The sequence below is a fragment of the Nonomuraea sp. NPDC050783 genome (assembly GCF_040802095.1).
Taxonomy (GTDB): Bacteria; Actinomycetota; Actinomycetes; order Streptosporangiales; family Streptosporangiaceae; genus Nonomuraea.
In genome coordinates this window covers 571,738-590,001 of sequence record NZ_JBFAHK010000005.1, presented here as the reverse complement: position 1 = coordinate 590,001, position 18,264 = coordinate 571,738, and the positions used below count along the sequence as shown (strand labels likewise).

General features: G+C 71.9%; 20 protein-coding genes, 2 tRNA genes and 1 other RNA gene. 9 read left to right on the top strand and 14 right to left on the bottom strand.

Translation table 11 applies throughout. The features are described 5' to 3' along the window. Positions 1-44 precede the first annotated feature (44 nt). The gene (locus tag AB0H75_RS17385; RefSeq protein ID WP_367797081.1) at positions 45-365 is read left to right on the top strand and encodes an antibiotic biosynthesis monooxygenase; all 321 of its coding nucleotides are present in this window, start codon (positions 45-47) and stop codon (positions 363-365) included. On the opposite strand, the gene AB0H75_RS17380 is transcribed toward AB0H75_RS17385, so the two are convergent. From AB0H75_RS17380 to upp, 6 genes are all read right to left on the bottom strand, one after another. Further along, the gene (locus AB0H75_RS17380; protein ID WP_367797079.1) at positions 352-1,026 is read right to left on the bottom strand and encodes a FadR/GntR family transcriptional regulator; all 675 of its coding nucleotides are present in this window, start codon (positions 1,024-1,026) and stop codon (positions 352-354) included. The two genes, AB0H75_RS17385 and AB0H75_RS17380, sit on opposite strands and share 14 nt — an antisense overlap. A gap of 100 nt (positions 1,027-1,126) precedes the next feature. Continuing rightward, positions 1,127-2,473 (bottom strand): helix-turn-helix domain-containing protein, encoded by a 1,347-nt coding sequence (locus AB0H75_RS17375; RefSeq protein WP_367797077.1) that lies wholly within the window; start codon positions 2,471-2,473, stop codon positions 1,127-1,129. 96 nt (positions 2,474-2,569) lie between these two features. Continuing rightward, the gene (locus tag AB0H75_RS17370; protein WP_367797075.1) at positions 2,570-3,103 is read right to left on the bottom strand and encodes a PH domain-containing protein; all 534 of its coding nucleotides are present in this window, start codon (positions 3,101-3,103) and stop codon (positions 2,570-2,572) included. Further along, positions 3,100-3,258, bottom strand: coding sequence for a hypothetical protein (locus tag AB0H75_RS17365; RefSeq protein WP_367797073.1), 159 nt, complete (start codon positions 3,256-3,258; stop codon positions 3,100-3,102). The genes AB0H75_RS17370 and AB0H75_RS17365 overlap by 4 nt, the downstream gene beginning before the upstream one ends. Positions 3,259-3,357: 99 nt before the next feature. Beyond that, positions 3,358-3,582 carry a hypothetical protein gene (locus AB0H75_RS17360; protein ID WP_367797071.1) on the bottom strand — a complete coding sequence of 75 codons (225 nt, stop codon included), beginning with the start codon at positions 3,580-3,582 and terminating at the stop codon, positions 3,358-3,360. Positions 3,583-3,756: 174 nt separating this feature from the next. Further along, positions 3,757-4,395 carry a uracil phosphoribosyltransferase gene (gene upp, locus AB0H75_RS17355; RefSeq protein WP_367797069.1) on the bottom strand — a complete coding sequence of 213 codons (639 nt, stop codon included), beginning with the start codon at positions 4,393-4,395 and terminating at the stop codon, positions 3,757-3,759. 153 nt (positions 4,396-4,548) lie between these two features. Between upp and AB0H75_RS17350 the strand changes: the two genes are divergently transcribed. The 4 genes from AB0H75_RS17350 to AB0H75_RS17335 all read left to right on the top strand — a co-directional run bounded on the left by AB0H75_RS17350 (position 4,549) and on the right by AB0H75_RS17335 (position 6,143). Next, positions 4,549-5,058, top strand: a complete 510-nt coding sequence (locus AB0H75_RS17350) for a tRNA adenosine deaminase-associated protein (RefSeq protein ID WP_367797067.1) — start codon at positions 4,549-4,551, stop codon at positions 5,056-5,058. 16 nt (positions 5,059-5,074) lie between these two features. Then, on the top strand, positions 5,075-5,551 hold the full coding sequence (locus AB0H75_RS17345; protein ID WP_367797065.1) for a tRNA adenosine deaminase-associated protein: 477 nt from the start codon (positions 5,075-5,077) through the stop codon (positions 5,549-5,551). 39 nt (positions 5,552-5,590) lie between these two features. Beyond that, positions 5,591-6,046: a tRNA adenosine(34) deaminase TadA gene (tadA, locus tag AB0H75_RS17340; RefSeq protein ID WP_367797063.1), complete on the top strand. Its 456-nt coding sequence runs from the start codon at positions 5,591-5,593 to the stop codon at positions 6,044-6,046. A 10-nt stretch (positions 6,047-6,056) separates the two neighbouring features. Continuing rightward, positions 6,057-6,143, top strand: a tRNA-Ser gene (locus AB0H75_RS17335). Positions 6,144-6,198: 55 nt separating this feature from the next. Here AB0H75_RS17335 and AB0H75_RS17330 read toward each other — a convergent pair. The 4 genes from AB0H75_RS17330 to AB0H75_RS17315 all read right to left on the bottom strand — a co-directional run bounded on the left by AB0H75_RS17330 (position 6,199) and on the right by AB0H75_RS17315 (position 9,447). After that, positions 6,199-7,059 (bottom strand): DUF4352 domain-containing protein, encoded by an 861-nt coding sequence (locus tag AB0H75_RS17330; RefSeq protein ID WP_367797061.1) that lies wholly within the window; start codon positions 7,057-7,059, stop codon positions 6,199-6,201. A gap of 114 nt (positions 7,060-7,173) precedes the next feature. After that, positions 7,174-7,470, bottom strand: a complete 297-nt coding sequence (locus tag AB0H75_RS17325; protein ID WP_367797059.1) for a type II toxin-antitoxin system VapB family antitoxin — start codon at positions 7,468-7,470, stop codon at positions 7,174-7,176. Between the two features lie 45 nt (positions 7,471-7,515). After that, positions 7,516-8,376: a neutral zinc metallopeptidase gene (locus tag AB0H75_RS17320; protein ID WP_367797058.1), complete on the bottom strand. Its 861-nt coding sequence runs from the start codon at positions 8,374-8,376 to the stop codon at positions 7,516-7,518. 54 nt (positions 8,377-8,430) lie between these two features. Continuing rightward, positions 8,431-9,447, bottom strand: coding sequence for a neutral zinc metallopeptidase (locus AB0H75_RS17315; protein WP_367797056.1), 1,017 nt, complete (start codon positions 9,445-9,447; stop codon positions 8,431-8,433). A gap of 104 nt (positions 9,448-9,551) precedes the next feature. Between AB0H75_RS17315 and AB0H75_RS17310 the strand changes: the two genes are divergently transcribed. Beyond that, on the top strand, positions 9,552-10,193 hold the full coding sequence (locus AB0H75_RS17310; RefSeq protein WP_367797054.1) for a LysE family translocator: 642 nt from the start codon (positions 9,552-9,554) through the stop codon (positions 10,191-10,193). Positions 10,194-10,203: 10 nt separating this feature from the next. Here the strand turns inward: AB0H75_RS17310 and AB0H75_RS17305 are convergent, their stop codons facing one another. Further along, positions 10,204-11,412: an MFS transporter gene (locus AB0H75_RS17305; RefSeq protein ID WP_367797053.1), complete on the bottom strand. Its 1,209-nt coding sequence runs from the start codon at positions 11,410-11,412 to the stop codon at positions 10,204-10,206. Positions 11,413-11,671: 259 nt separating this feature from the next. Here AB0H75_RS17305 and AB0H75_RS17300 point away from each other — a divergent pair, with 259 nt between their 5' ends. Beyond that, on the top strand, positions 11,672-12,766 hold the full coding sequence (locus tag AB0H75_RS17300; RefSeq protein WP_367797051.1) for an NAD(P)/FAD-dependent oxidoreductase: 1,095 nt from the start codon (positions 11,672-11,674) through the stop codon (positions 12,764-12,766). 25 nt (positions 12,767-12,791) lie between these two features. On the opposite strand, the gene AB0H75_RS17295 is transcribed toward AB0H75_RS17300, so the two are convergent. Next, the gene (locus tag AB0H75_RS17295; RefSeq protein WP_367797049.1) at positions 12,792-13,298 is read right to left on the bottom strand and encodes a hypothetical protein; all 507 of its coding nucleotides are present in this window, start codon (positions 13,296-13,298) and stop codon (positions 12,792-12,794) included. Positions 13,299-13,398: 100 nt separating this feature from the next. Beyond that, positions 13,399-13,483, bottom strand: a tRNA-Ser gene (locus tag AB0H75_RS17290). 116 nt (positions 13,484-13,599) lie between these two features. Here AB0H75_RS17290 and ffs point away from each other — a divergent pair. Together ffs and AB0H75_RS17280 are read left to right on the top strand one after the other, a co-directional pair. Further along, positions 13,600-13,695: signal recognition particle sRNA small type (ffs, locus tag AB0H75_RS17285), an RNA gene on the top strand. A 30-nt stretch (positions 13,696-13,725) separates the two neighbouring features. Beyond that, entirely contained in the window at positions 13,726-16,353 is a 2,628-nt protein-coding gene (locus AB0H75_RS17280; RefSeq protein WP_367797047.1) for a DNA polymerase III subunit gamma and tau, read from the top strand. Between the two features lie 78 nt (positions 16,354-16,431). Here the strand turns inward: AB0H75_RS17280 and AB0H75_RS17275 are convergent, their stop codons facing one another. Continuing rightward, positions 16,432-17,889 (bottom strand): GAF domain-containing protein, encoded by a 1,458-nt coding sequence (locus AB0H75_RS17275; RefSeq protein ID WP_367797045.1) that lies wholly within the window; start codon positions 17,887-17,889, stop codon positions 16,432-16,434. Positions 17,890-18,264 lie beyond the last annotated feature (375 nt).

The following is an 18,264-nucleotide window of genomic DNA, read 5'->3' as shown; positions in this document are numbered from 1 at the left end:
CACCAATCTTGACGGTCACTAATCATGACTATATCGTCGGAGGCATGACGACGACAGTGGAACTCACCCGATTCCGGGTCTCGCCCGAGCGCGCCGCGGAGCTGCTGGCGGCGCGGCCGGCGATGATCGACGACTTCCGGGCCGGGCGGTCCGGCTTCCTGGGCGCCCGGCTGGTCCGCGTGTCCGACGGCGAATGGCTCGACATCGTAGAGTGGCGCACGCCGGAGGACTTCGCCGCCTCCCGCGCCAAGGGTGCCGACCTGCCCGGCATCCGGGCCTTCTTCGCCCTGATCGACGAGCTCGTGTCCCAGGAAGAGGGGCGGTCCCAGGAAGAGGGGCGGGAGGAGACGCTCAGGAGTCGGTGAGCGCGATGAGGATGTGCTCCATGCAGGCGTGCCCGGCCCGCTCCGCCGCCGTCGCGTCCCCGGCCGCGATGGCGCGGGCGATCGCGTCGTGCGGGATGTAGCTCTTGTTCAGCGACGTTCCGGCCGCCGTGATGCTGGCCCGCAGCGCCGCCGAGAAGTCCTCGTAGAGGTCGATGAGCACCAGGTTGTGCGTGGCGTGCGCGACCGCCATGTGGAAGGCGAGGTCGGCCTCCACGAAGGAGTCGGGGTCGTCGAGCTCCCAGGCGCGCTCCCGCTCGGCCAGGGCGGCCTCGATGCGGATGATGTCCTCGTCGGTACGGCGGGTGGCGGCCAGACGGGCCGACTCGACCTCCAGCGCCCGGCGCACCTCAAGGATCTCCAGCTGCTCGGCCTGCTTCAGCCGCCGCAACATCGCGCCGGACAGCTCGCTGGTGGCCCGGACGTAAGTGCCGTCCCCCTGACGGCACTCCAGCAGCCCGGCGTGCGTGAGCGCGCGTACGGCCTCCCGAACGGTGTTGCGCCCCACTCCGAGCTGCTCGGCGAGCACGGTCTCGGTCGGGATCTTGCCGTTCATCGGCCACGACCCTGAAGTGATCTGCTCCTTGAGCTGATCGATCACCTGGTCGACGAGCGAAGCCCGCTGCGCCGTACGCAGACTCACAGTCCGCCTCCTCCGGGGAAACCAGTCATCCCATGAGTCAATGACTGGTAGACCCTAATTATTCCAGATCGAAAAAGCCAAATCTGGAGCTCCCCGGAAGTCAGTGGGACGCTGTGGCGTCAGCCGTCACCCCCGCCATCGCCGAGCGCACTCCCGCGGCTTCGAGAGCCTTACGATATGCGGCGGTCTGCTGTGCCACGGACCCGACCCGGCCGTAGAGGTCACCCAGCTCCCGCCAGCAACGGGCGGCCTGCCGGTCGGTGCCGTACACCGGCCGGTCGAGAGAGCTGAGCAGCCGCTGCGCCGTGGCCAGCTCGCTGTCGGCGCTGCCCTCCAGCTCCAGCGCCACGGTGGCGAGCACCAGCCGCGCCTCGGCGGCCGTCGTGCCGCTCGCGCGCTCGTCGGCCGGCTCCAGCGCCTGGCCCGCCAGCTCGGCCGCGCGCGTCAGGTCGCCGGCCCGCAGCCGCACCCGGGCGTGCACGACCAGGCTCTCGCCGTACGCGCCGGTCGCGGACGGGAAGGCGGCGAAGACGCCCGTCGCGGCCGACACCAGCCGCTCGGCCTCCTCGATCGGCGCCGCCGGCATCCGGGCCCAGTGCATCGCGGCGCGGGCGAGCTGCAGCGCGAGCCGCGACTCGCGACCGGCCATGATGGCGTCGTCGGCCAGCCGCACGGCCAGCGCGGAGTCCTCGCCCGTGGCGGCCGCGACGCTGGCCTCCCACAGGGACCGGATCTCTCCGGAACGGTCCATAACCTGGGAAACGCCAGCGGTGTCGAGGACCTTCTTGACGTAGGCCAGCTCGGGGGAGTCGCTCTCGTTCTCGCCCCGGGCCTCGACGAGCGCCGTGGCCAGGTCGACGGCGATCTCGCCCTCGCTGACGTTGAGCCGCTCGGCCTGCTCCAGGGCGTGGGCGGCCAGGTCGCGGGCGCGCAACCGGTCGCCGGCCCGCTGGTAGCAGCGGCTCAGCGCGATGGTGAGCGGAAGGTCGGCCAGCCGCTCCGGATGGGCCGCGGCCTCCCGGCGCAGGCGCTCGAACGCCTCCACCGCCTGGCCGAGGCGGCCCTGGGCCTCCAGCGCGCGAGCCCGGCCGAAGCGGGCCTGCGCCGTGAGCATGGCGTTCTCCTCGTCGGCCGCCTTCACGATCTCGGTGAAGCGGTCGGCAGCGACGGCCGGGTCGCCGTGCTGGAGTTCGAGCTCGGCGTGTCGCAGCCCGAGCTCGGTGTCGATGCGCTGCCGAGGCTCGATCCCGTGAAGGAGGAACTCGGTGGTGCATCCAAGCCGCTCGGCCAGCAGCCGGGCCACGACGGGAGTCGGCGTGCGCTTACCCGACTCAATGAGCGAGACATAACTGTCAGACAGGTCGGGTCCGGCCAACTGGGCCTGCGACATCCGCCTGTTCAGCCGCAATCCACGGACGCGGTCACCGATGGTTCCCTGACTCGGCATCTCATCTCTCAGGGCGGGGAAGGGTCAACAACACGCAATGATTGCATGAAGTAGCCGAATCTGGTATCCCCGCCTGAAGAATTTGCCGCGCGGAGGTTAATCGTCGCTGTCGTCCTTGCTGGGGAAAAGCATCTGGCAGACCTCAAGGTACAAGGTCTCCGGATACGGGATGTACTCGACCGTTGACAGGGCCTGGTCCTGGCCGGCGGACTCAAGGATGAACTCGCCGTAACCCAGCATGCGCCCCAGCAGCGAACGCTGGAAGCTCATGTCGGTGACCTTGCCCAGGGGCATCATCGCGACCTTGCGCGTGATCAGGCCCGTGGTCAGCAACATGCGTTTCGAGGTCACCACAAAGTAGTCGACCGACCACTCCGCGACTTTCCATACGAAACGGATCAGCAGCAGGAGCCAGAGCCACCACACGACGACGAGCGCCGTGCCACCCGCCGCGGTGCCGCCGAAGAACTTGCTGAGCAGCGCGGCCACGATCAGACCACCGAAGACCTCGGCGACCGGACGCAGCAGGATGGCGGGGTGGCGCCGCACCATGAGGACTTGTTGTTCGTGGGGGAGGAGGTAACGGTTGACCGAAGCCGGGGCGGAGTCCCCGTGGGTCACCAGTCTCATGAGAGGTTGTTCACGAATTGAGCCAGCGAGTCGGCCGCGTTGAACACCGTGTCGAACGCCCCCTTCACCGCGTCAGCGGCGTCAGCCGGTCGGGCCAACAAGTAGTAGGCCACAAAGGTGATACCACTGTACGTGAGGACTTTTTTGACCTGCACCGTAGCCTCCGAGTGCGCTTACCCACTCCACCCGCCGTATACATTACCCACCCGGGTGCCCGGGTAAAGGTGACTCGACGGGATAGTTGTGATCTTGGCTTAGCCCTGCTCGCTGGCCACCAGGGCCAGCACGTGAAGGTGTTTACGCGCGATGCGCTCGACGAGACTGGGATGCGCGTAGCCGGTGACCTCCAGCGCGCCGTAGTGCGCCGCCTCGACGCAACGCGTTACCGTGGTCGCGGAGTGCACGCCGGCGAACTCCTCGCACAGCACCGCCTCGACCTCCGCGTACGGAGTCGGATCGGCCTCGATGTGCTCGTTCACGAGGACACCTCGGCTGCCGGCATGTCGCTCATCGTGCTCCCCCACGCGCATGCGGAAGTTGCCTTCCTGACTCTTCGTACCCACTCAACCACAGTATGTAACGAAGTGGCGACCGCACGTGGCGGAAACCGGCTCCCGAAAAGCTCCAGGACCGGTCCAAAAATGGAGAAAGGGTCAGACCACGCCGTAGAGGCGGTCGCCCGCGTCGCCGAGGCCCGGCACGATGTAGCCGTTCTCGTTGAGCCGCTCGTCGAGCGCGGCGGTCACCACCCGCACCGGCTTGCCGGAGCCGGCGAACACCTTGTCCATGTGGGCCAGGCCCTCGGGGGCGGCCAGCAGGCAGATGGCCGTGACATCGACGGCCCCCCGCTCGAACAGGAACTGCACCGCCGCCGCCAGCGTACCGCCGGTGGCCAGCATCGGGTCGACCACGAAGCACTGCCGCCCGGACAGGTCGTCGGGCAGGCGCGTGGCGTACGTCTCCGCCTGGAGCGTGGACTCGTTGCGGATCATCCCCAGGAACCCGACCTCGGCCGTCGGCAGCAGCCGGGTCATGCCGTCGAGCATGCCGAGCCCCGCCCGCAGGATCGGCACGACCAAGGGGGAGGGCTTGGCCATGCGCACGCCCCGGGCGGTGGCCACGGGCGTGCGGACGGTGACGTCGGTGACCCGCACGTCGCGGGTGGCCTCGTACGCGAGCAGGGTCACCAGCTCGTCGGCCAGCCTGCGGAAGGTCGGGGAGTCGGTGCCGGCGTCGCGCAGCGCGGTGAGCTTGTGGGCCACGAGCGGATGGTCGACGACGAGGGTTTCCATGGAGGACAACGGTATCTGCTGGCAGGCCACGGGGCACCTCGCGGCTTTGGTTTTGATCACAATTTGGTCGGAGAGGCGCGCGCCCGCTGCTCGGTTCTGGAACGATTGGGTGCTGGTGATATCTGTGGTGTCGAAGATCGGGTGGAGATGGCGATGACGGACGAAGATGCCCTCGATTTCGCCATCGTGGTCTATCTGGAAGACGAACGCTGGCACGCCGAGCTGCTGCCCGTCGCGCTCACGTCCGACCTTCATGGCCTGATCCAGGCCCTGCGGCAGCAGCCGAGCGAGAGCGGCACGATCGGGCTGGTGGCCGTGGGCGACGAGTTCTTCGTGGGGCTGCGGGTCTTCGGCGACCGGGTGGACGTCTTCCTGTCCGACATCGCCGCCTCCTGGGACTTCCCGCTGGCCCGCCAGGTGCTCGAATACCTCGACGTGCCGGTGCCCGACGAGGACGAGCTCGACGAGATCCTCCAGGACGAGGAGACCGTGCTCCCCGCCGGCGACCTGTCGATCTTCGCCGATCTCGGGTTGGACGAGATGGAGCTGGGCATCCTCTCCGGCGACATCGACCTGCTGCCCGAAGACGTGCTGTCCAGCATCGCCGCGCGGCTCGGCTTCTCCGAGCCGTTCGAGCGTGCCATCGAATCGGTCTTCGGCTGACCCCTGGAGCGCGGACATGGCGGCCAACACCTTCTCTGCGGCTTTTGTGCGGACCTCTGACGGTTGGAGCGGCGCCGAGGTCGATCTGGGCGGCGCCGAGATCGTCGACGACCTCGGTGACGCCGTCACGGAGGCCCTGGGGCTGGCCGGCGACGAGCTGGCCCTGCTGTGCGTCGAGGTCGAGGACGAGTGGTTCGCCCTCGTGCGCTACCGGGGCGACGACGAGCCGCGGGTGTTCCTCTCCGACGTGCACTCCGTCCTGTCCGACCAGCTCGGCGAGCTGTTCGCCGAGTTCGCCGGGGTGGCCCCCGACAAGGAGGGCAACGGGCTCGGCGTGCGCCCGGCCGGTGACCTCGAACTGCTCAGCGACCTCGGCGTGAGCTCCGAGGAGCTGCTGGAGCTCAGCATGGAGGAGGGCCTGCTGCCGGCCGACATCCTGTCGGTGATCGCCGAGCGGCTGTCGTTCGCCGACGAGCTCGACCGGCTGCGCTGACCCGCGTCCGCACCCGCACTCGCTGGATCGGGGCGTTCGGTGAACCACGAGGAGGCCATGCGCCTGGCCCTGGCCGAGGCCGCCGCCGCGGCCGCCAGGGGCGAGATCCCCGTGGGCGCGGTCGTGCTCGACGAGCGCGGCGAGGTCCTGTCCGCGGCCGGCAACGACCGCGAGTCCACCGCCGACCCCACCGCGCACGCCGAGGTCCTGGCGCTGCGGCGGGCCGCCGCGGCGCGCGGGGAGTGGCGGCTGGGCGGGTGCACGCTCGTGGTGACGCTGGAGCCGTGCACGATGTGCGCGGGAGCCGCCGTGCTGGCCCGGGTCGAGCGGATCGTGTACGGGGCCGTGGACGAGAAGGGCGGGGCCGCCGGCTCGCTCTGGGACGTCGTCCGCGACCGCAGGCTCAACCACCGGCCCGAGGTCGTCATGGGGATCCTGGCCGAGGAGTGCGCCGGCGTCCTCAAGCGGTTCTTTGCCACTCGCCGGATCCGGTAAGCTCGTTCGCGGTGGTGTCGCCTAGTGGCCGAGGGCGCACGCCTCGAAAGCGTGTGATGGGGCAACTCATCCGTGGGTTCAAATCCCACCACCACCGCGTCACGCCGAAAGGGCCTCCGAGGATCGGGGGCCCTTTCGCTTGCCCGGCGGCGTCAGGTGAGCTGCCACTCGCCCTTCTGGCCGGCGAGGCCGGCGAGGCCGGCGTTCAGCGCGAACCGGAACGTCGCCGGCGTGGCCGTCTCCGGGATCTCGAAGACGACCGCGCCCTTCCCGCTGCCGCCCGCGTCGATCGTGACCGTCCCGCCGCCGCCGAAGGGCTGGGCCTCGCGCACCTGCGCGCCCGGGTTCGCCTGGTACTGCCGGCCCTCGGCGTCGATCAGCAGGGCTCCGGCGGCGGGGGCGTCGTTGTAGGGGGACTGCCCCTGGTTGGCCAGGGACAGCTGGACCGCCACGAAGCGCATACCCGCCGCCGGCTTGAGGAGGTCGTTCGCCGGGGTGGCGGGGGAGACGAGCCGCTCGGCGGTCGCGGCGATCCTGAGGCCGGGGTCGGTGCCCGTGAGCGTGACCGCCTGCCCGAGCCTGGCGACCGCCTGCCCCGCCTGGCCCTGTCCCGTCTGCCCTTGCCCTGTCTGGCCCTGCCCTGTCTGGCCCTGCCCTGTCTGGCCTGATTGATCCGGCTGGCCTGGTTGATCCGGCCGGCTCGGCTCTGCGGAGGGGGAGGGCTGTTGTGACGGGGTGGCGCCCGGGTCGAACAGCACGTCCGGCGGGCCCTGGTCGGCCTCCGCGGCCGCCGCCCGCCGCGCGGCCACGCTCGCCTCGTCGGCGGTGAGCACGAAGTAGACGGACCCGGCGCCGCTGAGCAGCAGCAACGGCAACCCCAGGACCAGCAGCAGGATCATCCCGAGATTGCCCCTGTCGGGCGGCGGCGGCACGGGCGGCTCCGGACCGTGACCGGGACCGTAGCCGTAGCCGTACCCCTGCCAGTACGGCGGCGGTGGCGGCGAATAGGACACGGCGTTCTCCCCCGAAATGATGTTGAAAGGCTCTGCTCTGACGCCCGAGGCTCCCTCATGGTTGACATAAGAAAAGAGAGCCGCGTTGTTTCGCGGCTCTCCGGATTTCTTTTCTCAGTGAGGTAGTTCGAGAACCCTGGCGTGCAGGATCGAGCGCTGGTGCAGGGCCGCGCGCAACGCGCGGTGCAGGCCGTCCTCCAGGTAAAGCTCGCCCCGCCACTGGACCACGTGCGGGAAGAGGTCGCCGTAGAAGGTGGAGTCGGCGGCGAGCAGCGAGTGCAGGTCCAGCATGGCCTTCGTCGTGATCAACGAGTCGAGCCGGACCTGCCGTGGCGGGATCTGCGCCCATTCGCGGTTGGTCAGGCCGTGGTCGGGATATGGGCGCCCGTCGCCGACTAGCTTGAAGATCACCCTGTTGATTTTAGGACTGAATCGGATTCCTCGCGTTGCCGGGCGTCATCGGCCCAGCTCGGACTGGGCGCAGTCGCTACGCGCGCCGTTTTTGTAACCGCGCTGGAAGGCCGCCACCCGCTGCTCGGAGGCGCCGTGCGTGAACGTTTCCGGATCGACCCTGCCCTGCGTGCGCTGCTGGATCCGGTCGTCGCCGACCGCGGCCGCCGCGTCGAGCGCCTGGGCGATGTCGGCGTCGGAGATGGGCTTCTCGTAGAAGCCGGTGCTGACCGCGTTGTGCGCCCAGACGCCGGCGTAGCAGTCGGCCTGCAGCTCGACCGGGACCGAGCTGCCGCCGTTGTCGAGCTGGCCGAGCAGGTCCTGGACGTGGTGGCCGTACTCGTGGGCGATCACGTACGCCTGCGCGAACGGCCCGCCCTGGGCGCCGAACTGGCTTTGGAGCTGGTCGAAGAAGCCGAGGTCGAGGTAGACGCGCTTGTCGTTGGGGCAGTAGAAGGGGCCGACGGCCGAGTCGGCGTTGCCGCAACCGGTGTTGACGCTGCCGGTGAACAAGATGGTCTTGGACGTGGTGTAGTCGCCCGCCAGCTCGCCCTTCCAGTATTTCTGGATGCTGTTCACGATGCCGACCACCCGGCACCGCTCGATCTGGTCGGCGTCCTTGCCCGTCCTGCACTGCTCGGTGAGGTCGGCGGCCGGCTGGCGCTGGGTGGGTTGCGGGTCGCCGCCGCCTCCGCCGCCCACGTTGTTGAGCACGAACACCAGCACCATCACGATCAGACCGACGATGCCGCCGCCGCCGAGGACCATCCCGCCCGGGAAGCCGCCGCCGCCGAAGCCGCCACCGCGGCTCCCGCCCACGTCCTCCACCTGTGAGGCGTCGAGGTCCACCTGGTCCTTGAAGTCCATAGCTGACGTTCCTTCCGGGGGGTGCCCGCAGGACACACTTCCCAGGAGAACGCGTTAGATGCCACCGGAAAAAGTGTCGCAGCGCTCGGGCTCGCCGCTGTCGTAACCGGTGCCGAACCATTTCGTGCGCTGGGCGGAGGTGCCGTGCGTGAACGCGTCGGGGGTCACGCGTCCCTGGGAGCGGCGCTGGATGCTGTCGTCGCCGACCGCGGCGGCGGCGCTGAGCGCCTGGGCGATGTCGGCGTCCGTGAAGGGCTTGTCGTAGAAGCCGGTCCTGACGGCGTTGTGCGCCCAGACGCCGGCGTAGCAGTCGGCCTGCAACTCCAGGCGGACGGACGGGCTGCGCGCGCCGGGGCGGTGGTCGCGGCCGACGCGGCCGGTGGTGCCGAGGAGGTTCTGCGCGTGGTGGCCGTACTCGTGGGCGATCACGTACGCCTGCGCGAACGGCCCGCCCTCGGCCCCGAAGTCGCGCCGCAGCGTGCCGAAGAAGCTCAGGTCGAGGTAGACCTTGCGGTCGGCGGGACAGTAGAAGGGGCCGACGGCCGAGTCGGCGGTGCCGCAGCCGGTGCGTACGGCCCGCGAGAACAACACGGTCCTGGCCGGGGTGTACGCCGCGCGCCCGCTCCGCTCGAACTCCGCGCGCCAGTAGGTCTGGATGCTGTTGACCGTGCCCACGATCCGGCAGTCCTCGGACCGGTCGGCGTCGGCTCCGGTCCTGCACCGCTCGGCCAGGCTCCCGGACGGGCTGGACGGCGGCGGGGCGCTCGGTGCCCGCCCGCCGCCCTGCCTCTCGCCGCCCTGTCTCTCGCCGCCCTGTCTCCCGCCGCCCTGCCGCCCGCCCTCGTCCCCGCTGAACGGCGTCGGCACGACACCGAACAGCAGCGCCCCCGCCGCGACGAGGACCAGCAGCAGGCAGCCGCCGCAGCCGCCGGCCCGGCCGGAGACCGGCAGCAGGCAGCCCCCTGGCAGCCCGCCGCCGGGCAGCGGGCCGCCGCCCCCTCGTGCGGGGCCGCTCGCCCGCACGTCCTCGATCTGGGACGGGTCGAGCCGCGCGTCGTCGTCGAACTGCATGTGTTCCCCCCTCGCCGTTCCTCCCCTGTAGCGGGCCGGATACGCGGGGTGATGACGGAGGGGTGCCACACTCTTTGTCAGGACATGTCGGTTACTCTGCCGCCATGACGGGTGCCTTGATCGGAATCGCGCTGGTGTCCCTGGGCATGGTCCTCACCCCGGGCCCGAACATGATCTACCTGATATCCCGCTCGATCGCCCAGGGCCGCCGCGCCGGCCTGATCTCCCTCACCGGGGTCTTCCTGGGCTTCACCGTCTACCTGACCGCGACCTGCCTCGGGCTGACGGCCGTCTTCGCGTACGTGCCGGCCGCCTACACCGTGCTCAAGCTGGCCGGCGCCGCCTACCTGCTCTGGCTCGCCTGGAACGCCGTCAAGCCGGGCGGCACGTCGGCCTTCCAGCCCCGCGAGCTGCCGGCCGAGCGCCCCGCCAGGCTCTTCGGGATGGGCCTGCTCACCTGCCTGCTCAATCCCAAGATCGCGATCCTGTACCTGTCGCTGCTGCCGCAGTTCATCGACCCGTCGATGGGACACGTGCTGCTGCAGAGCCTGGCCCTCGGGTCGGTGCAGATCGTCGTGGCCACCACGGTCAACGGCCTGATCGCGATCTCGGCGAGCGCGCTGGCGGCGTTCCTGGCCGCCCGCCCGCTCTGGCTGCGGATCCAGCGTTACGTGACCGGCGGTGTCCTCGGCGTCTTCGCCCTCCGCATGGCCACCGACCGCTCCAAGGCCCTCATCAGCGCCTGACCCGCGCCGCTCAGGAAGCCTGGGAGCCCTCCGCGTCCTCGCCGCGGAGGGCGGCGGAGCGGCGGGTCTCGACGGCCGGGGCCAGGAAGACGGCGCAGACGACGAAGGCGAGGACCACGAGCATGGCCGCGCGCAGCCCCCAATGGTCGCCGAGGAAGCCGAGGCCGGGCGGGCCGACCAGGAAGGCGACGTAGCCGATGGTGGCCACCATGCTGACGCGCGCGGTCTCGTCCGGCCCGGTCTCGCCCGCCGCCGACAGCGCGACGGGGAAGCCCAGCGAGGCGCCGAGCCCCCAGAGCAGGACGGCCGCTCCGGCCAGCACGACGTTGTCCGAGAAGATCACGATGAGCAGGCCGGCCGCCCCCGAGAGGGCGCTGGCGCGCATGACCGCGGTGCGGCCGAAGCGGTCGAGGAAGTAGGCGCCGCCGAAGCGGCCGAGGGTCATGGCGGCGGCGAAGCCGGTGTAGACGAGGGACCCGGCGGTGGCGTCCACGCCGTGGCCGTCCACCATGAGCAGCGGCAGCCAGTCGTTGGCGGCGCCCTCCGCCAGGGCCATCGCCAGGACGATGGCGCCGATCAGGAGGAGCTGGGTCTCCTTCCACAACCTCGGCCGCCGGTGACCGGCTCCGGCCGGGGCGGGGGCGTGGACGCCGGTGCTCGCCGGGATGGCGCGGATGGCGTACAGGAGGAGCGCGGCGGCGATCGCGGTGACCGCGGCCAGGTGCCAGTGCACCGGGAGGCGGGCGGCGGTGGCGGCGATGCCCGCGCACGCGCCGAGGACGGTGCCCAGGCTGAAGCAGCCGTGCAGGATGGGCATGGTCGTCCTGCCGCTGAGGCGCTCGACGTCGGCGGCGTCGACGTTGATGGCCACCTCGCCGCCGCCCATGCCCACGCCGAACGTGAACAGCCCCGCCATGACCAGCGGCACGGACGACAGGAGGGCGCCGGCGCTCATGACGGCCAGGCTGGTGACGATCAGCCCGGTACCGACGCCCATGACGGGCCTGGTGCCGAAGCGCGAGACGAACCGCCCGGAGCTCAGTACCCCGATCATGGAGCCGAGCGACAGGCCGAACAGGATCACGCCCATCTGGGCGGTGGACGCCCCGAGCTGGTCGCGGATGTCCGGGGTCCGGGTCACCCACGAGGACAGCGAGATGCCCGGCAGGAGGAAGAACAGGAACAGCGCCTGCCGGCGCCGACGCGTGGCGAGGTCCATGAACAGGGGTCTCCGTGGAGGTACGAGGTCCGGTCGGCCAGGCGCGGGCGCTCCTCCGCGCGAGCGCAGACGTTGCAGATGGCCACTAAGGAAGAGAAAGGGCCCATACGTGATCCGCAGCATCATATGGCGCAGATCAGTGAACGGCGCCCGCCCGCTCGCATACTGAGAACGCTCGCATACTGAGAACGGCAGCTCGTCCGTGCTCCGGGAAGGGGCGTTCGCGATGATCGGATCCGTGAGGCGGCCAGGACGTGTCGTGGTCGTCGGAGTGGGCATCCTCGGGGCCGGCGTGGGCTGGCACCTGACCCGGCACGGCGTCGAGGTGGTCCTCGTCGACGCCGGCCGGCCGGGCGAAGGCGTCACCGACTGGTCCTTCTCGTGGGTCAACGCCAGCAACAAGACCGCGCGCAGGTCCTACTTCGAGCTGAACGTCGCGGGCATGGCGGCCCACCGGGAGCTGGCCGCGACCATCGGGCCGGACTCGTGGTGGTATCCCAGCGGCCACCTGCGCTGGGCGGGCGATCCCGCGGCGGAGGCGAGCCTCCTGGAGACCGCCGGGCTGCTGGCCGACTGGGGCTACCGGGTCGAGACGTACACGGGGGCCGAGGCGCGCCGCCGCCTCGAACCCGCCCTCGCCGTGCCCGGCGACGCGCCGGTCGTGTTCTACCCCGACGAGGCATGGGTGCACGGCCGCCACCTCGTCGCCCGCCTGGTCGGCCAGGCGGTCGCGACCGGCGCCCGGCACCGGTTCGGCACCGCGGTCCGCGACATCGGCACCGGTGCCGACGGGAGCGTCCGGACGGTCACCCTGTCCGACGGGAGCCGGCTCGACGCCGACGCCGTGGTGAACGCGGCGGGCCCCGACGCCGCCCACGTCGCCGCGCTCGTCGACCGGCACCTGCCGATGCGCAGGGAACCCGGCTTCATCGCCCGGATCGGCTGCGCCCCGGTGGCCCCGGTCCACCGGGCCATGCACGCGCCGCACGTCGAGATCCGTCCTGACGGGGACGCCTCGGTGGTCCTCCACAGCCGCGAGATCGACGCGCTCATCGACACCGGCGAGGAGCCGGCCGAGCTGGCCCGGCTGCTGCACGCCTCGGCGCGGCGGGCCGTCCCCGCGCTCGGCGCCTCGCACGTCGTACGGACGCGGGTGGCGTACCGGCCCGTCCCGGCCGACGGGTTCCCCTCGGTGGGGGCGGTGCCGTCCGTGCCGGGCTACTACGAGGCCGTCTCGCACAGCGGCATCACGCTCGGAGCGGTGATCGGCCGGCTGCTCGCCTCGGAGATCGTGAACGGGACGAGGGACGAGCTGCTCGCGGACTTCCACCCGGAACGTTTCCCTCCTCCCTAGGAACCGCGGGGAGGGGCGGGCGGCCTCAGGTCCAGAGGTACAGGCCCTGACCGGCGCGTACGACCGGGTCCAGCCAGTCGAGGAACTCCTCCACCCACGTGTCCCGCGGGGGTTCCTCCGAGGCCGGTGACGGAGGCGGGTTGCGTGTGAAGGCGCCCGGCACCGTACGGCTGAACGCGCGGGCGGCCTGGTCCAGCAGCACGCCGTGCCGTGTCACCGCCTCGTGGTGCTCCCGCTGCCGGGGCGCCGCCCGGTGGGGGTTGTCCAGGTCGATGACCAGCAGCGAGCGCAGCCGCTCGTCGAGGTCCCGCCACCGCGCGAGGACGGCGTCGTGATCCGTCTCCTCCGGCAGGCCCGTCTCTTCGGGAGGGCGCGTCTCTTCGGGAGGGTCCGTCTCTTCTGGAGGGTCCGTGTCCAGCGTGAGGCCGAGGGCGCGGGCCAGGCGCGCGTGGGCACGCGTCAGCCGTACGAGCTCGCCGGGATCCCTCCGCGCGGCGCCGCGTACGGCGGCAGGCGCCCAGTCCGTACCCACGGCCCGTCATCGTAGCCGAGGGGGCCGGCCGGGCCCGGACACGACGAAGGGGCCGACTGGGTAGGGTCGGCCCCTTCGCTTTTACTGCCTCAACCAGGCGCGGAGGATGGGGGATTTGAACCCCCGATAGGTTGCCCTATACACGCTTTCCAAGCGTGCGCCCTCGGCCACTAGGCGAATCCTCCGCCGACGAGCTTACCGGACTTCCGGCGGTGTCCAGACCATCTTTTTCCCGTGAACTTTCCGGCTCGCCGGGGCGGCGGACGTGGAGCGAGCACTGCTGGGTCCCGCTAGACTGTTCTCGGACCCCTCGCGCGGCGTCATCCTGTGAACCTCCCCAGGGCCGGAAGGCAGCAAGGATAAACGGGCTCTGGCGGGTGTGCGGGGGGTCTCTTCGTTGAGAGCCCCCTCGCGGGTTGGAGGTCGCATGAGCCTTGCGCTTTACCGCAAGTACCGGCCCGGGACCTTCGCCGAGGTCAAGGGTCAGGAACACGTCACCGACCCGCTGCGGCAGGCGCTGCGGATGAACCGCATCAACCACGCCTACCTCTTCAGCGGCCCCCGCGGATGCGGCAAGACCTCCAGCGCCCGCATCCTGGCGCGCTCGCTCAACTGCGAGCAGGGCCCCACCCCCGACCCGTGCGGCGTCTGCGAGTCCTGCGTGGCCCTCGCGCCCACCGGCCCAGGACACCTCGACGTCATCGAGATCGACGCCGCGTCCCACGGCGGTGTGGACGACGCGCGCGACCTTCGCGAGCGGGCGTTCTTCGCCCCCGTCTCGGCGCGCTACAAGATCTACATCATCGACGAGGCGCACATGGTGACCCGCGAAGGGTTCAACGCGCTGCTGAAGCTCGTCGAGGAGCCGCCGCCGCACCTGAAGTTCATCTTCGCGACGACCGAGCCCGAGAAGGTCATCGGCACGATCAAGTCGCGTACGCACCACTACCCGTTCCGGCTGATGCCGCCCACGACGCTCCGCGGGCTGATGGAGGAGATCCTCACCTCCGAGAACGTCCCGTTCGAACCGGCCGCGCTGCCCCTGGTCGTGCGCGCCGGGGCCGGCTCCGCGCGTGACTCGCTGTCCATCCTCGACCAGCTCCTCGCCGGGGCCGAGGAGGACGGCATCACGTACGCCAAGGCCGTCTCGCTGCTCGGCTACACCGACGGCGACCTGCTCGACGAGATGGTCAACGCCTTCGCCGCGCGCGACGGGGGCAGGGTGTTCCAGGCCGTCAACCGGGTCGTCGAGGGCGGCCACGATCCGCGCCGCTTCGCCTCCGACCTGCTCGAACGCTTCCGCGACCTGGTGATCCTGGCGAACGTCCCCGAGGCGGCCACCAGCGGCCTGCTCGACCGGCCCGCCGACGAGCTGGAGCGGCTGGTGCAGCAGGCCACGTCGATGGGGCCCGCCGAGCTGACGCGGGCGGCCGAGGTGTTCAACGCCGGGCTGACCGAGATGCGCGGGGCGACCTCGCCGCGGCTGCTGCTGGAGCTGATGTGCGCCCGGGTGCTGCTGCCCGGGGCGGCGCAGGGCGAGGCGGCGCTGCTCGCCCGGGTCGAGCGCCTGGAGCGCAGCGGCACCGTCGCCGCGATGGCCGCCCGCGCGGCCGCCCCGGGCGCCGGTGTGCCGGGTGCCGGTGCTCCGGGTGCTGGTGTGCCGGGTGCCGCTGTGGCGAGTGCCGGTGCGGGCGGGGGCGGGGTCGCCGGTGGGGTCGTGATCCCGCGGCCGGGCGACGCCTCCGCGCGCCTCGCCACCGGCTCCGCCGTTGCCGGTGCCGCGGGTCCCGTGGGTGCCGCCGGTCCCGTGGGTGCCGCTGGTTCCGTGGGTGGGGCCGGCCCTGTCGGTGGTGCCGGTCCCGTCGGTGGCCCGGGTTCCGTCGGTGGCGCGGGTTCTGTGGGTGACGCCGGGGCGCAGGGGCAGGCGTCGGAGAGCGTCGTCGCCGCGGTGCCGTCGGACGGCGGCGGGGCCGAGGGACAGGGACAGGGACAGGACGTCGCGTCCACCGGCTCCGGTTCCGGTTCCGGCTCCGGGGCGCAGGTCGCCGCGGCCGTGTCCGCCGGTGCGGACGACTGGCCCGAGCCGGCCAGGCCCGGCGCGCCCGCTCCCACGCCTACGTCCGCGTCCATGCCCACGTCCGCGCCCACGTCCGTGCCCGCGTCCGCTCCGGCGGCTCCCGCAGGCGGCGGGATGCAGTCGGGGGCCGGTGCCGCGGCCATGCAGCAGCAGTGGCCAGCCGTGCTGGCGGCGCTCAAGCAGCGCAGCATCGTGGTCTGGGCGAACGTGAGCACCAACGCCCAGGTGGTGGGCGTGGAAGGCAACATCGTCACGCTCGGGTTCAGCCAGGTCGGCGCGATGAAGAACTTCACGGGCGGCGGCAAGGACGCCGTCGTGGCCGCCGCGCTGGGCGACGTGCTCGGCGGGACCTGGCGGGTGGAGGCCGTCGTCGGCAACGCGCCGCCACCGCCGCCGTCCGGGCGGGGGCGGCCCGCCGCGCAGCCCCCGTCGTACGCCGCTCCCGCCGCGGTCCAGGGCACCCAGAGCCCGGCCCCCGGGGTGCGGCAGAGCGGCGTGCCGGGGCCCCAGGGGCGTACGTCCTCGCACGGCGGCTCCCACGACGACCAAGGACAGGGGGCCCAGGACCCTGGGCAGCCTCCGGCGGCCCCCACGGCGTCCCTGGCGCCGTCGGTGCCGGCGGCGCGCCCGACCACCGACGAGTCCTGGCCCGACGCCCCCGACGACCCTGGGCCGGGCCTGCCGCCGTCCCCCGACCCGACGAGGGCCGTGGCCGTCGGCTCCCTTCCCGGCGCGGGTCTGGCCGCGGCCCGTTCGGCGGCGCGGGCAGCCGCGCAGGCCGGTCCCCGGTCGCCATCCCCCCGGAGCGGCGGTGCCGCCGCCTGGCCGGACGCCGTTCCCGGGCGCGTCAAGGGGCCGGAGAACGATGAGGTCGATCCGCTCAACGACGCGGACGCCGACGTGGACGCGGTCACCGGCATGGCCCTGCTGGAACGCGAGCTGGGCGCGCGCGTCATCGACGAGATCGACCACACCTGACCCGAGACCCGCGAGACCGCGCGCGGCCGCACGAGGGCGCGCGGGGCCGCCGACGGCCGGGTGGGTCAGCCGGGCAGGTCAGAGGAGGAGGCGGGTGCGGGCGGCGGCGGCGCGGGTGTCGGTCGGGTGGAGGGCGGCCAGGCGTTCCAGGATCTCGTAGTCGTCGCGGCCGCTGAAGGTCTGCGCGTACGACCACAGGTGCTCGGGGGAGCCGTGGCGCAGCAGGCAGGCGCGTACCTGGGCTTCCAGCTCGTCGCGTTCGCGGCGGATCTCCGGTGACTCCGAGCGGGGCAGCAGCGGGCCCTTGTAGGCGCCGGCCAGCGCCGCCGCGTCCTTGGCGGCCAGGCAGCGGCGCACGGCGAGGAAGTCGGCCTCGACCGGGCAGGCCAGCCGGTACGGCTTGGCGCAGATGGCCTTGCCGAGCTGGCCGCGCAGCCGGTGGATCTCGGCCCGGATCGTGACGGGGTTGCCGTCGTCGCCGTAGACGTGGAACGAGAGCTGCTCGGCCGTCAGCCCGTGCGGGTGCAGCGCGAGCAGGGCCAGGATCTCGGCGTGGCGCAGCGACACGGGGCGCTCGTGGTCGCCGAGGGAGATCGACGGGAGGCCCTCGCCGAGGAACGACAGGGTGAGGGCGGGCGGCGCGGCGGCCGGGAGGGCGCGGAGCAGATAGCCCTCGGAGAAGGGCTCCAGCACGGCCACGGTGCCGTCGCCCAGGACCACGCGCCGCTCGGCCAGGGGCTCGGCGGTGGTGACGTCGTGGTGCGGGGCGGTGGGGTCGCCGAGGGGGACGCGCTCGCCGAGGCGCCCGCCGGGGTCGCCGCTGATGACCCGGCCGGTGGGGGAGAGCAGGACGCCGGGCCGCGCGCGCAGCGCCTCGTAGCGCCGCCGCAGCCGCTCGTCGCGCTCGTGCATGTGCAGCGCGAGCCGGCTCTCGGCGAGCTTGGCCGCCGCGCCGACGAGGGCGAGGGTGGCCGGATGGAGGGTGCGGGCGGTGTCGCTGACGTCGACGCATCCGACGACCCGCCCGGTGTCGGGGTCGGTGATGGGGGCCGCGCTGCACGACCAGACGTGCAGCACCCGCATGAGGTGCTCCTCCGAGTAGACGTGCACGGGACGCCCGGTGGCGAGGGCGGTGCCGATGCCGTTGGTGCCGACCACACGCTCGTCCCATTCGTGCCCGTCGGCCAGGCCGACCTGGTCGGCGCGGCGCAGGATCGTGTTGCCGCCCTCGCGCCACAGCACCCGGCCCCGGCCGTCCGTGATGATCATGAGGTGGTCGGCCAGGCCGGAGAGGGTGCCGGCGAGCAGGGGCAGCAGCGGGTGCAGCGGGTGGGCGCTGCGGACGTCGTCGAGGCGGGACAGGTCGTAGACGAGGGGCGCGCTCCTCGCCTCGGGGTCGAACCCGGCGTCCAGCGAGCGCTGCCAGGAGGCCCGGATGACGCCGCGGGGGTGGGCGGGCCAGACCCGGCCGGTGGCCGCGGCTTCGTGTGCTCCGCGTAGCAGACGGGAGTACGCGTCGTGAGGGGCGTAACTCATCGGTCACTCCAAGTAGTCACCTAGAGCATCCGCCTTGCGGCCGATCTGCGCAACCTGTTCGGGGGATTGCGCAGGGTGTTTGAATGAGCGCAACGTGTGTGCAACGTTGGTTCACCTAGTGTTCTGGTCCAACACGTCGGCGTGGTGCGGCCGCTCCGCCGGCGTGTTGGCCGGGTCTCGGACACTGGAGGGGGGCCGAGACCCGGCCAGAGCCTCACCATTCACACCCACGGCAGGTATGACATCGGTTCCACAGGGCAGCGAGGGCGGGACGCACGGGTCCTGTGCGCCTCACGCGAGGCCGGAGGACGGCCGGTGACGAAACATGGGGCGTCCCCCCAGTGCATGTCGCCGCCCAAACACCGTAGGCTCGTG

Bases quoted from the DNA above. Each gene is read 5' to 3' on its own strand.
- AB0H75_RS17345 (WP_367797065.1), top strand. From the start codon at position 5,075: ATGGCGGCCAACACCTTCTCTGCGGCTTTTGTGCGGACCTCTGACGGT.
- upp (WP_367797069.1), bottom strand. From the start codon at position 4,395: ATGGAAACCCTCGTCGTCGACCATCCGCTCGTGGCCCACAAGCTCACC.
- AB0H75_RS17350 (WP_367797067.1), top strand. From the start codon at position 4,549: ATGACGGACGAAGATGCCCTCGATTTCGCCATCGTGGTCTATCTGGAA.
- AB0H75_RS17305 (WP_367797053.1), bottom strand. From the start codon at position 11,412: ATGGACCTCGCCACGCGTCGGCGCCGGCAGGCGCTGTTCCTGTTCTTC.
- AB0H75_RS17280 (WP_367797047.1), top strand. From the start codon at position 13,726: ATGAGCCTTGCGCTTTACCGCAAGTACCGGCCCGGGACCTTCGCCGAG.
- AB0H75_RS17385 (WP_367797081.1), top strand. From the start codon at position 45: ATGACGACGACAGTGGAACTCACCCGATTCCGGGTCTCGCCCGAGCGC.
- AB0H75_RS17310 (WP_367797054.1), top strand. From the start codon at position 9,552: ATGACGGGTGCCTTGATCGGAATCGCGCTGGTGTCCCTGGGCATGGTC.
- AB0H75_RS17370 (WP_367797075.1), bottom strand. From the start codon at position 3,103: ATGAGACTGGTGACCCACGGGGACTCCGCCCCGGCTTCGGTCAACCGT.
- AB0H75_RS17315 (WP_367797056.1), bottom strand. From the start codon at position 9,447: ATGCAGTTCGACGACGACGCGCGGCTCGACCCGTCCCAGATCGAGGAC.
- AB0H75_RS17320 (WP_367797058.1), bottom strand. From the start codon at position 8,376: ATGGACTTCAAGGACCAGGTGGACCTCGACGCCTCACAGGTGGAGGAC.
- AB0H75_RS17375 (WP_367797077.1), bottom strand. From the start codon at position 2,473: ATGCCGAGTCAGGGAACCATCGGTGACCGCGTCCGTGGATTGCGGCTG.
- AB0H75_RS17275 (WP_367797045.1), bottom strand. From the start codon at position 17,889: ATGAGTTACGCCCCTCACGACGCGTACTCCCGTCTGCTACGCGGAGCA.